Annotated in this window: 13 protein-coding genes and 1 tRNA gene; 6 read left to right on the plus strand and 8 right to left on the minus strand. The window is 71.9% G+C overall.

Annotation, left to right across the window (positions count from 1 at the left end):
* Window positions 1-12 precede the first annotated feature (12 nt).
* The 3 genes from ERL55_RS14995 to ERL55_RS14485 are packed head-to-tail and all read left to right on the plus strand — an operon-like array spanning window position 13 to window position 2,043.
* Window positions 13-969 (plus strand): pyridoxal-phosphate dependent enzyme, encoded by a 957-nt coding sequence (locus ERL55_RS14995; protein WP_164972221.1) that lies wholly within the window; start codon window positions 13-15, stop codon window positions 967-969.
* Entirely contained in the window at window positions 966-1,589 is a 624-nt protein-coding gene (locus ERL55_RS15000) for a YdcF family protein (protein ID WP_164972222.1), read from the plus strand. Before ERL55_RS14995 ends, ERL55_RS15000 begins: the two co-directional genes overlap by 4 nt.
* A gap of 25 nt (window positions 1,590-1,614) precedes the next feature.
* Window positions 1,615-2,043: a ketosteroid isomerase-related protein gene (locus ERL55_RS14485; protein WP_129137061.1), complete on the plus strand. Its 429-nt coding sequence runs from the start codon at window positions 1,615-1,617 to the stop codon at window positions 2,041-2,043.
* 23 nt (window positions 2,044-2,066) lie between these two features.
* On the opposite strand, the gene ERL55_RS14490 is transcribed toward ERL55_RS14485, so the two are convergent.
* The 7 genes from ERL55_RS14490 to bioB form a co-directional block, all read right to left on the minus strand.
* Entirely contained in the window at window positions 2,067-2,684 is a 618-nt protein-coding gene (locus ERL55_RS14490) for a hypothetical protein (protein ID WP_129137062.1), read from the minus strand.
* A gap of 186 nt (window positions 2,685-2,870) precedes the next feature.
* Window positions 2,871-3,776: a malonyl-ACP O-methyltransferase BioC gene (gene bioC / locus ERL55_RS14495; protein WP_129137063.1), complete on the minus strand. Its 906-nt coding sequence runs from the start codon at window positions 3,774-3,776 to the stop codon at window positions 2,871-2,873.
* Window positions 3,773-4,552 carry a pimeloyl-ACP methyl ester esterase BioH gene (bioH, locus tag ERL55_RS14500; protein ID WP_129137369.1) on the minus strand — a complete coding sequence of 260 codons (780 nt, stop codon included), beginning with the start codon at window positions 4,550-4,552 and terminating at the stop codon, window positions 3,773-3,775. Before bioH ends, bioC begins: the two co-directional genes overlap by 4 nt.
* A 167-nt stretch (window positions 4,553-4,719) precedes the next feature.
* Window positions 4,720-5,724, minus strand: a complete 1,005-nt coding sequence (locus ERL55_RS14505; protein ID WP_241685788.1) for a multidrug resistance efflux transporter family protein — start codon at window positions 5,722-5,724, stop codon at window positions 4,720-4,722.
* Window positions 5,721-6,938 (minus strand): 8-amino-7-oxononanoate synthase, encoded by a 1,218-nt coding sequence (gene bioF / locus ERL55_RS14510; protein ID WP_129137064.1) that lies wholly within the window; start codon window positions 6,936-6,938, stop codon window positions 5,721-5,723. The genes ERL55_RS14505 and bioF overlap by 4 nt, the downstream gene beginning before the upstream one ends.
* Complete coding sequence (locus tag ERL55_RS14515; RefSeq protein WP_129137065.1) at window positions 6,931-7,296, minus strand: hypothetical protein; 366 nt, start codon at window positions 7,294-7,296, stop codon at window positions 6,931-6,933. The genes bioF and ERL55_RS14515 overlap by 8 nt, the downstream gene beginning before the upstream one ends.
* A complete protein-coding gene (gene bioB / locus ERL55_RS14520; protein WP_129137066.1) occupies window positions 7,293-8,375 on the minus strand; it encodes a biotin synthase BioB in 1,083 nt (360 codons plus the stop codon). The genes ERL55_RS14515 and bioB overlap by 4 nt, the downstream gene beginning before the upstream one ends.
* 49 nt (window positions 8,376-8,424) lie before the next feature.
* On the opposite strand from bioB, the gene ERL55_RS14525 reads away from it, so the two are divergent.
* Entirely contained in the window at window positions 8,425-9,159 is a 735-nt protein-coding gene (locus ERL55_RS14525; RefSeq protein WP_129137067.1) for a ComF family protein, read from the plus strand.
* Window positions 9,160-9,240: 81 nt separating this feature from the next.
* On the opposite strand, the gene ubiA is transcribed toward ERL55_RS14525, so the two are convergent.
* Window positions 9,241-10,140, minus strand: coding sequence for a 4-hydroxybenzoate octaprenyltransferase (gene ubiA, locus ERL55_RS14530; RefSeq protein ID WP_129137068.1), 900 nt, complete (start codon window positions 10,138-10,140; stop codon window positions 9,241-9,243).
* Between the two features lie 465 nt (window positions 10,141-10,605).
* On the opposite strand from ubiA, the gene galE reads away from it, so the two are divergent.
* Both galE and ERL55_RS14540 read left to right on the plus strand, forming a co-directional pair.
* On the plus strand, window positions 10,606-11,586 hold the full coding sequence (gene galE / locus ERL55_RS14535) for a UDP-glucose 4-epimerase GalE (RefSeq protein WP_256386130.1): 981 nt from the start codon (window positions 10,606-10,608) through the stop codon (window positions 11,584-11,586).
* A gap of 67 nt (window positions 11,587-11,653) precedes the next feature.
* Window positions 11,654-11,730, plus strand: a tRNA-Arg gene (locus ERL55_RS14540).
* The last annotated feature ends 20 nt before the right edge of the window (window positions 11,731-11,750 follow it).

Below are 11,750 nucleotides of genomic sequence, written 5' to 3' on the forward strand. Positions count from 1 at the left end.
AGGCTTGCGCCGATGCAGCTGCCCACCTTCGACGACGTCCTCGACGCCGCCGCGCGGATCGCGCCGCACGCGCACGTCACGCCGGTCCTGCACGCACGTTCGATCGATGCGCTCGCCGGCTGCAGCCTGCACTTCAAGGCCGAGCACCTGCAGCGCGTGGGCGCGTTCAAGTTCCGTGGCGCCTGCAATGCGGTCTGGGCACTGGAGGACGCCGATGCCGCGCGCGGCGTGGTCACCCATTCGTCGGGCAACCACGGTGCGGCGCTCGCGCTGGCGGCACTGTCGCGCGGCATTCCCTGCCACGTGGTGACGCCGGCGAACGCGGTGCCCGCAAAGCTCGCCGCGATCGCCGGCTACGGCGCGGCGCTGCACCGCTGCGAAGCCACGCTGGCCGCGCGTGAGGCGGCATGCGACACGCTGCAGCGGCACACCGGCGCCACCCTGGTGCATCCCTACGAGGATGCCCGGGTGATCGCCGGCCAGGGCACCGCGGTGCTCGAGCTGCTGGCCACAAGCGGTCCGCTCGACACCGTGGTGGTGCCGGTCGGCGGCGGCGGGCTGGCCGCGGGCACCGCCATCGCCCTGGCCGGGCGTGCGCCGGGCACGCGGCTGGTGCTGGCCGAACCCGCCGGCGCCGACGATGCCGCGCGCTCGCTGGCCACGGGCCAGCGCGTCACCGACGTCGTCCCGGACACCGTCTGCGACGGCCTGCGCGCGGGGATCGGCCGGCCGAACTTCCGGATCCTGCAAGCTGCAGGCGTCGAGGTGGTGACCGTCGGCGACGACGCCGTAGTGGCGGCGATGCGGCTGGTGTGGCAGCGGATGAAGCAGCTGATCGAGCCATCCGCCGCGGTCGCGCTGGCGGCGGTGCTGGCCTCGCCGCAGCGGTTCGCCGGGCAACGCGTCGGCGTGATCCTCAGTGGCGGCAACGCCGACCTTGCCTCCCTCGTGCGCGCGGGTCGGGCGTGAGGCGTCGTCGGCGCGCAGGCCCGCTGCGCTGGCTGCTGCGGCTGGTGCTGCTCGCCGTGCTTTGGCTCGGCGCGGTCGCGGCACACATCCTCTATGTCGGTGGCCGCGACGACGCCGGCCCGGCCGACGCGATCATCGTGCTCGGTGCCGCCGCCTATGACGCGCGGCCGTCGCCGGTGTTCGAGGAGCGCATCCGCCATGGCCTGGACCTGTACGAACGCGGGCTGGCGCCGCGGCTGATCTTCACCGGCGGCTACGGCGGCATCGGCGCGCGCTTCTCGGAATCGCAGGTGGCGCGACGTTACGCGGTGCGCAACGGCGTGCCCGCGGACGTCATCCTGATCGAAAGCATCTCGCGCACCACCCACGACAACCTGCGCCAGGCCCGGCGGCTGATGCAGGACCACGGCCTGCACACCGCGATCGTGGTCAGCGACCCGCTGCACATGGCACGCGCGCTGCGGCTGGCGCGACGCGAAGGCATCCGCGCGCACGGTTCGGCCACGCCGACCACGCGGTTCCGCAGCTGGCAGACCAGCTGGCGCTTCCTGGCCCGCGAGGTCTACTTCTTCCACCGCGACCACTGGACCCGGCTGACCGGAAGCCACGCGCTACCATGAGCCGCCCGCACAACGGATCGCCGCCATGAAGATCGACGGCACGCGCCGCCATGACCGCGCCACCGAAGTGGTGCTGGCCTACTACGCCGCATTCAACCGCGGCGACTGGGACGGCATGCTGGCGCTGCTCACCGATGACGTCGTCCATGACCTCAACCAGGGGCGCCGCGAACAGGGCCGCGAGGCGTTCGCCGCGTTCCTTGTGCGGATGGACGCGCACTATTCGGAACGGCTGCACGACATCGTGGTGATGGCCTCGCCCGACGGCGAACGCGCCGCCGCGGAGTACGTGGTGCATGGCGAATACCGCGTCACCGATGAAGGCCTGCCGGAGGCCCGCGGCCAGCGCTACGTGTTGCCGGGCGGGGCGTTCTTCGCGATCCGCGACGGCCGCATCAGCCGGGTGACCAACCACTACAACCTGCAGGACTGGATCACGCAGGTGGGTGGCTGAGGCCGCGGACCACCCGTGCGCAGCTACAGCTCGCCGCCGTAGCGGGTCACGCCCTCACGCAGCAGGTGACGCGTCGCCAGCGCGCGCTGCTCGAGCGGAAAGTCCTGCATCACGTCGACCAGCTGGCGGAACGAGCGGCAGCGCGCGGCGCGGCTTGCGGCGTCGTTGCCGGTTGCGGCCATGCCGACCATGAAGCCGTCGTGCAGCATCATCGCCGTCACCCCCGCCTGGCGCAGCACCTGCTCCGCGGCCGCCGCGTCGTAGGGCTGCGGCGCGCCCTGGGTGCCGGACAGCGCCAGCGCCAGCACCGCATCGACGAAACGCTGCCGGCTGTCGACGCCCAGCGCGTTGGCCGCGCGCGACAGCCCCGGCAGGCTGCGGTCGGCATCGGCATCGAACAGCGCGCACAGCGCCTGCGCCTCGCGCTCGTTGCGCGACGCCGCGTGCACCGCCTGGTAGACGCGGTCGATGTCGCGATCGGGCGCGCGCAGCACGACGTCATCAACGCCCTGGATCACCAGTGACGGATCGAACGCCGACAGGTCGATCACGGTCGTCTGCTGCGCGGCGGAGGCGAACGGCAATGCAAGCAGGGCTGCAAGCAACCATCGGCGCGACAGGGGCTGCAATCGGTTCGGCATCGGCGTGCTCCGGGTGGACGGCTGGAGTCTAGGCGGCAGGCGCTGAATCATGCGCATCGTGCAGGCGCGTGGGAGAGGCCGCGGCCCCGATGCCACCTGGCATCTCGCACAACCATCGCGCGCGGGCACGCTCCCACAGTGATAGCCCCCGCAGGAGGGCATCGCGCGGAAAGCGCGCCGTGCGGGTCAGCGGCGGCGGATTGGAATGGCCTGCGCCGGGAAGCGCGCGATCTCCTCGCCGCCTTCGCGGATCGGGGCGCCATGGTCGGGCGCCCAGGCCATCGCGGTGATGATTTCCCAGCTCGACGGCAACGGCGCATCCGGTGCCGGGCGCAGGGTGTCGTAGGCCTCGGCGGCGCGTGCGAAGCGGCCGCGACCGGTGAGGGTGCGCCGGCGCTGCTGCAGGGCATTGGTCGCCCCCATGTTGCGCAGCGAACGCATCAGCGAGGCGAGATCGGTATGCGGCTGCTGCAGCAGGTCGCGCTCGACCACCGGGTTGCGGAAGCCGGCCTGCATCAGCGCATCGCCGAACTGGGCGATGGTGACGAACGGACTGACGTGCGGCTCGTCATCGGCCTGCGCGAACGCGTGGCGCAGCTCGTGCAGGGTGTCGTGGCCGAAGGTCGACACCAGCAGCAGCCCGCCCGGTCGCAGCACCCGGCGGAAGCCTGCGAACACCGCGGCGAGGTCGCCGGTCCACTGCAGGCAGAGGTTGGAGAACAGCACGTCGACGCTGTCGTCGGCGAGCGGCAATGCCGCGGCATCGGCACACACGCGGTCGACATCGCGCCCCAGCCCCAGCCCTGCCAGCAGGCCGCGCCCACGCGCCGGCGCCTGCGCGCGCAGCATCGGCAGCGCGGCGTCCAGGGCGACGATGCGCGCCTTCGGCCAGCGTTCGCGCATCGTGCGGGCCGCGCCGCCCAGCCCGCTGCCGACGTCGAGCACGGTATCGGGGACCCTGTCGTCGAGATACATCAGCGATTCCAGCAGCCAGCCTTCCACCTCGCGCTGCAGTGCGGAGGCATCGGCATAGCTGCGCGCGGCGCGGCCGAAGGCGTGGCGGACGTGGCGGCGGTCGAAGGGGTCGTTCATGGCAGGTCCTGGGCGCCCGCGCCGGCAGCGAATGCGCGTACGGCTTCGGCGACGGCGTCGGGATGGGTGAGGAACGGCGCGTGCCCGGCGCTGGCGAACACCTGCGCCCGTGCATCCGGCGCCAGCGCCGCGGCGGCCTCCATCGCGCGTGGGCTGACCAGGCGGTCGCGGCGGCCGGCCAGCCACAGGCCGGGCATGCGCAGCATCGGCAGCGCATCGCGCAGGTCGCTGCGCTCGAGCAGCCCGAGCCCGTCGGCCAGCACCTGCGCGGCCGGCTCGCCTCGTGCGAACACTTCGTCGCGCAATGCACGGATCTCGCCGCGGGCATCGTCGGAACCGAATGCCTCCAGCGCGATGAAGCGGTCCAGCGTGGCGCGATAGTCGTGGCGCAGGCCGTGGGCGAAGCCCTGGAAGATCTCCGCGGACATGCCATGCGGCCAGTCGTCACCGCGAACGAAGCGCGGACTGGACGCGAGCATCACCAGCGCGCGCACCTGCTGCGGATGGCGACGCGCGGCCTCGAGCGCGAACAGCCCGCCCAGCGACCAGCCCAGCCACGCCGCACGCGGCAGCCGGGCGGCCAGTGCATCGGCGACGGGTTCCAGCGCCAGCGGGAGGGTGGAGCCGCGGCTGTGGCCATGGCCGGGCAGGTCGACGACATGCACGGTGAAGTCGGCGCGCAGCGCGTCGACCAGTGGCGCGAACACGCCGCCGTGCATGGCCCAGCCGTGCAGCAGCACGAGGTCGGGGCCGGAGCCGGTGGTGTGGATGTACAGGTCGTCCATCGGTTCCGGATTCATTGAAGGCTGGCGGCGACGGCCGGTTCCGGCGCGCCCGCTTGTGCGCGATGTGTGCGCGCGCTGCGCTGCGAGATGCGATCGCGGCCGAGGCCACTCCCACAGGACAGGTCGCTCCCACCGGGTGGTGCATAGCGCGGCATCGCTCAGGTGCCCCTGTCGGTACGCAGGATGCGCGTCCTGCGGGTGTCGCCGGCGGCCGGCCGCGCGACCACCCAGGCGAAGCCGAGGATGCCCGCAAGCACCACCGCGGCACCCGCCAGCGAGGTGCCGCTGGGCGCGGCCTCGCCGAGCAGCAGCATGCCCAGCAGCACCGCGAACACAACCTCCGCGCCCTGCATCGCTTCGGCGGCGCCCAGCGCCAGCGGCTGGTCGCGCACCATGCCGGTGGCCTGGAAGAACAGGATCATCGCGATCACGCCCGCGGACAGCGCCACCCCTGCCGCCAGCCACACCTGCGCCAGCGTCGGCGCACCCGCGGTGCTGCCGGCGTACACCGCCACCACGAGCCATATGGGCTGGCTGGCAAGCGTCATGCCGAACACCCGCTGGGTGGCATTGAGGGCTTCGCCGCTGCGCTCCAGGTGCAGCAGCAGCATGCGGTTGCCGAGCGGGAAGGCGAACGCCGCCACCAGCAGGCACACCAGCGCGATCCAGCCGGCGCGGTCCAGCGCACCGCTGGCGTAACCGAACTGCATCAGCAGCACGCCGGCAAAGATCACCGCCGCCACCGCCAGTCCCGCGGGCGGGATGCGCCGGCGTGCATCGCGATAGAGCAGCGGCGCGCACAGCATGCCGGCGATCACGGTGAACTGGAACGTCCCGGCCACCAGCCAGGACGGCCCGCTGGAAGCGGCAAAGCTGAGCATGCAATAGAACAGCACGAAGCCCACGGCCCCGCTGCGCAGCCATGGCCAGGGCTGCGCGGCGATCGCGCGCAGCACCGGGCCTGCGCCACCCTGGAACGGCATCAGCACCAGCATCAGCGGCAGGGTGATCAGGTAGCGCAGCGCGGCCGTCCACGCCCAGTGCCCGCCATCGACCGCGCTGGCACGGTTGAGCACATAGGTCATGGAGAAGAACAGTGCCGACATCAGCGCCAGCGCCATCGCCGTCAGGGCGAGGCGCGCACCTGTCACCGGAGGACTCATGCCGCGCGCCCGTCATCCTGGCCGATGGCAACGGCGCCGAAGCGGTCGCGCACCCTCGCCAGCGCATCCAGCAGCATGTCCACCTGCGCCGGGTCATGCGCGGCGGTGAGGGTGATGCGCAGGCGCGCACGACCTTCGGGCACCGTCGGCGGACGGATCGCCGCGACCAGGAAGCCGGCCTGTTCGAGTGCCGCCGACCACGCCAGCGCGGTGGCATCGTCGCTGCACATCAGCGGCTGGATCGGCGTGTCCGACGGCAGCAGTTCGAAGCCGTGGCGCTGTGCGCGCACGCGCAGGTGCCGCACCAGTTCCTGCAGGCGCTCGCGACGCCAGTGCTCGCGGCGCGCGAGCTTCACCGCCGCCAGCGACGCGGCGGCCAGCGCCGGTGGCAGCGCAGTGGTGTAGATGTAGGGGCGCGCGAACGCGGCGAGATGGTCGACCAGGTCGGCATCGCCGACCACCAGCGCGCCGTAGCTGCCGAGCGCCTTGCCCAGGGTCACCAGCTGCAGTGGCTGCACCGACCGGTCGATGCGCGCGGCGGCCACGCTGCCACGCCCGTCTGGGCCGAGCACGCCGATGCCATGGGCATCGTCGACGTACAGCAGCGCGCGCTGCGCATGCGCCGCCAGCGCGAGCGCACGCAGCGGGGCGACGTCGCCGTCCATGCTGAAGACGCCGTCGGTGGCGAGCATCGCCGCACCGTCGGGCGATGCACGCAGCTGGCGCACGGCGCCTTCGGGATCGGCATGCGGGTAGCGGCGCAGTCTGCAGCCGGCCAGCCGCGCGGCATCGATCAGGCTTGCGTGGTTGAGGCGGTCCTGCACGCAGACATCGCCTTCGCCCAGCAGCGCCTGCAGCACCGCGAGATTGGCCATGTAGCCACTGGAGAACAGCAGTGCACGTGGCGCCTGCAGCCAGTCGGCGAGTTCGCGCTCGAGCGCATCGTGGTGGGCGTGGTGCCCGCACACCAGGTGCGAGGCCACGCCGCCGGCGCCTTCGCGGGCCGCCGCATCCTGCAGCGCGCCCGCCACCTGGAAGTGCTGGGCGAGGCCGAGGTAGTCGTTACCGCAGAAATTCAGCAGCCGGCGGCCGTCCACGTCGACATGCACGCCATCGCGATGGGTGACCGTGCGCCGGCTGCGCAGCCGTTGCCGTGCACGCGCCTCCTCGCGGCGCGCGATCGCACGCGCAACCAGGCTTTCGCGCTCAGGCATGTTGCTGCACCCACACCGCCAGCGCGCCCCAGGCGATGCCCGGCAGCACCACCAGGCGTGTCAGGCCCAGCCATGGCGGCGGTGCGGTGGTGCCATCGGCGCGACCGGCCCGCGCGGCCTGCGCATCCGCCACCGACTTGCGCGAGATCAGCAGGGCGGCGGCGAACAGCATGAGCATGTAGAGCACGCCGGCGCCGCCGCGATAGAACAGCACCACGCCGGCGCCGATCACGCCGACCGCGGCGAAACGCAGCAGCGCGCGCACCACGTCGACGCGCGTGCGCAGCTCGATGACGAGATGCAGGACGCCGACCGCCGCCAGCAGCAGCAGGTACAGCCAGGCGCCCCAGGGCATCACGCCGCGCAGCCCTGCCTGCAGTCGTGGACGATGTCGGCGTGCACGGTGCCGCCGTGGTCATGGCCCTCGGCATCCAGGGTGACCTGCATCGGCCGCAGGCCCAGGCGCTCGAACAGCGCGAGGTCGCGTTCGGTATCCGGGTTGCCGGTGGTCAGGAGCTTCTCGCCGTAGAAGATCGAGTTGGCACCGGCGCAGAAGCACAGGGCCTGCAGCTCGTCCGACATCTGTTCGCGGCCGGCCGACAGCCGCACCATCGACTTCGGCATCAGGATCCGCGCCACGGCAATCGTGCGCACGAACTCGAACGGATCCAGCTCGGCCACGGTGTTCTGGTCGGCCAGCGGGGTGCCGGCCACCTGCACCAGGCGGTTGATCGGCACCGAATCCGGATGCGCCGGCAGCGTGGCCAGCGTATGCAGCAGGCCCGCACGCTGCGCACGCGACTCGCCCATGCCGACGATACCGCCGCAGCAGGTCTTCATGCCGGCGTCGCGTACATGCGACAGCGTGTCGAGGCGATCCTGGATCTCGCGGGTGCGGATGATCGAGTCGTAGTACTCGGGATCGGTATCGATGTTGTGGTTGTAGTAGTCGAGCCCGGCGGCCTTGAGCGCCTGCGCCTGGCTGCCGCTGAGCATGCCCAGGGTCGCGCAGGTCTCCAGGCCCAGGGCCTTCACCTCGCGGATCATCTCCGCGACCTTGGGGATGTCGCGGTCCTTCGGCGAGCGCCATGCCGCGCCCATGCAGAAACGCGAGGCGCCGGCGGCACGGGCCTGGCGCGCCTTCGCCAGCACGTCCTCGGTGGACATCAGCTTGGTGGCATCCACCCCCGTGTTGTAGCGCTGCGCCTGCGGGCAGTAGGCGCAATCCTCCGGACAGCCGCCGGTCTTCACCGACAGCAGCGTGCTGACCTGCACCTCGGCCGGATCGAAATTCTCACGATGCACGCTGGCCGCCCGGTGCAGCAGTTCCGGGAACGGCAGCGCGAACAGCGCCTCCACCTCGCGGCGCGACCAGTCGTGGCGAAGGGCTACGGGCTGCGGGCCGACTTGCGGCCGGGCGGGACTGACAGCGGACATGGAGGTTTTCCGACAGACGCACGGCGGCGGACCGGGCAGTCTGGAAACCATGCCAGAGCCTGTCAACCGGATCGCCACCCCGAAGGTTGACGGCTGGGGCGCCCGCCTCGGCCGCCTGCTGTATCCCGCCCGCTGCCCGATCTGCCGGGAGGTGGCGGACGAGGCGTCCGGGTTGTGCACTGCCTGTGCCGCGCGCCTGCCGTGGCTGGGAGCAGCCTGCGAGCGTTGCGCGCTGCCGCTGATGGAGATGCAGCTGGCTGATGGCGCATGCGGGCACTGCCTGCAGCGCGCGCCGCCGTTGCGGTTCGTGCAGGCGAGCTTCCTTTACGGGTTTCCGCTCGACCGCCTGCTGCCGCGCTTCAAGTTCCATCGTGACCTGGCCTGTGGCCGACTGCTGTCGCAGTGGATGCTGCCTGCCTGCGCCGCGGCCCCGCGCCCGCATGCGCTGCTGCCGGTGCCGCTGCATGCCGCGCGCCTGCGCGAGCGCGGCTACGACCAGGCGCTGGAGCTGGCGCGGCCGCTGGCGCGCGCGCTGGACCTTCCGTTGCGGGCCGACCTGGTGCGGATGCGCGCCACCGCGGCGCAATCCAGCCTCGATGCCGGGGCGCGTAGGCGCAACCTGCGCGGCGCCTTCGCGGTGGATGCGCGCCGGCCATTGCCGGAACACGTGGCGCTCGTCGACGACGTCATGACCACCGGCGCCACCCTGCACGCGGCGGCGCGTGCGTTGCACGGAGCAGGCGTGGCACGGGTCGATGCCTGGGTCTGCGCGCGGGTGCCGTAAGGAGGCGCCGCGGGCCAGCATATTTCCCTCGAAGGCTGCGGCGGTGGCCGCTGTCTCCGCCGGGGCCTCGCCCCCACGTCCTCAGCGCAGGGCGAGGTCGATCGCGATGCCGGCGAAGATCGCGGTCCCCACCCAGTGGTTGTGCAGGAAGGCGCGGAAGCAGGCGTCGCGGTCACGATGACGCACGAGCATGAACTCCCAGATCACCAGCAGCGCCGCCACGCCGAGGCCGGCCCAGTACCACATGCCCAGTTCCGCCCGCCGGCCAACCAGCACCATGCCGAGGAAGAACAGCGTGTACAGCACGCCCTGGATCACCAGGTCGAGTTCGCCGAACAGGATCGCGGTGGACTTCGAGCCGACGCGGATGTCGTCGTCGCGGTCGACCATCGCGTACCAGGTGTCGTAGGCGGTGGTCCACAGGATGTTGGCGGCGTAGAGCACCCACGCCACCGCCGGCACCGTGCCCTGCACCGCGGCGAACGCCATCGGGATGCCCCAGCCGAACGACAGCCCCAGGTACACCTGCGGCAGGTGGGTATGGCGCTTCAGGTACGGATACGTGGCCGCCAGCAGCAGGCCGATGAAGCTCAGCGCGATGGTCAGGACGTTGAGCGTGAGCACCAGCGCGAAAGCCACCAGCATCAGCCCGGCAAACAGCAGCTTCGCCTCGCGGCCGGAGACGCGGCCGGTGGCCAGCGGCCGCTCGCGGGTGCGCTTCACATGCGGGTCGAGCCAGCGGTCGGCGTAGTCGTTGACCACGCAGCCGGCGCCGCGGGTCAGCCACACCCCGGCGGTGAACACGAACAGGATCCACAGCGGCGGCAGCCCGTCCGCCGCCAGCCACAGCGCCCACCACGTGGGCCACAGCAGCAGCAGCCAGCCGATCGGGCGGTCGGCGCGCATCAGGATCAGGTACTGGCCCAACCGCTCGCGCCAGCGCGGGACGACGGGCGGGGTGTGGCGTTCATGGTCGTGCATTGCCGGCATTATCGGCCACTACGCCGGGCGTGGCCCGGAGAGGGAAGGAGCCTCGCCCGGGCTGGACGGGCGGGCCTTCTCCCGCTGTCGGGAGAACGTGGGACGCTGGGGTCAGCGCGTGGCATAAGGCAGCCCTCACCCGCCCCTTCGAGGCACCCTTTCCCGCAGCCGGGAGAGGGGTCTTGCGATGCTCCGGGGTCGGCGGTCACCAACCGTGTCTCCCGCGCGCGGGAGACAACACGGCCTGCCGTGTTGCACGGCGAAGGCGTCCGGAGGCAAGCGCCATGGATGGCGCGACTGCAGGTGGCGCGTAGCGCCGGACGAGGCGGCAGCGCACGCTCACACCCGCCCGCCGGAGCACGGCGGCATAATCCGGCGCCCCGCACCTGCGCCAAGGAATGCCTCGATGCCGCATCCGTCGACCGGCCTTGCGACCAGCTCCCGCCTGACCCGGAGCACTGCGCCGTGACCCGCCGCGTGCTGGTCTGCGGCGGCGCCGGCTATATCGGCAGCCATATGGCGAAGTGGCTGGCCGCGCACGGCGTGGAGCCGGTGGTGCTCGACAACCTGTCCACCGGCCACCGCGAGGCGGTGCGCTTCGGGCCGCTGGTCGAGGCCGACCTGCTGGATCCGGCGTCGCTCGACGCCGCGTTCGCCGCCGGGCCGTTCGAGGCGGTGATGCACTTCTGCGCGCGCTCGCTGGTCAGCGAATCGGTGCAGCAGCCGCTGGCCTACTACGAAAACAACGTCGCCGGCACGCTCAACCTGCTGCAGGCCATGCGGCGCCATGGCGTCGACCGCATCGTGTTCTCGTCGACCGCAGCCGTGTTCGGCGAACCGGTGGCCGCGACCATCGACGAGGACCACCCGAAGACGCCGATCAACCCATACGGCGCCAGCAAGCTGATGGTCGAGCGCATGCTGGCCGATGCCGCGCAGGCCTACGGGCTGCGCTCGGTGACGCTGCGCTACTTCAATGCCGCCGGCGCCAGTGCCGATGGCGACATCGGCGAGGCGCACACGCCCGAGACCCACCTCATCCCCAACGTGCTGCGCGCGGCACTCGGCGACGGCAGCCGGCTCAAGGTGTTCGGCGACGACTGGCCCACGCCCGACGGCACCTGCGTGCGCGACTACATCCACGTCGACGACCTCGCCCAGGCGCACTGGCTGGCGCTCGACCATATGGCTGCCCACGGCGGCGCGCATGCGTTCAACCTCGGCAATGGCCGCGGCTTCTCGGTGCGCGAGGTGATCGCCGCGGCGGAAGCGGCGAGCGGGCGCACGGTGGCGTTCGACATCGCGCCGCGCCGTGCCGGCGACCCGGCGGTGCTGGTGGCGGCCAGCGATCGCGCCCGCGAAGTGCTGGGCTGGTCACCGCGGCACGCCGATCTTGCGGAGATCATCGACAGCGCCTGGCGCTGGCATTGCCGTCCCGCGTTCTGAGCCGCCGCGGCACGCGAACGCGATCGGGCTCGCACGAATGATGATTCTCGTGGAGAATACCGACGACGCGCCTGTAGCTCAGCCGGATAGAGTAGTGGCTTCCGAAGCCATTGGTCGGGGGTTCGAATCCCTCCAGGCGCGCCAGTTCCATGGGGGCCGTGCGC

Origin of the sequence: Luteimonas sp. YGD11-2, from assembly GCF_004118975.1 — a bacterium.
Taxonomy (GTDB): domain Bacteria; phylum Pseudomonadota; class Gammaproteobacteria; order Xanthomonadales; family Xanthomonadaceae; genus Luteimonas; species Luteimonas muca.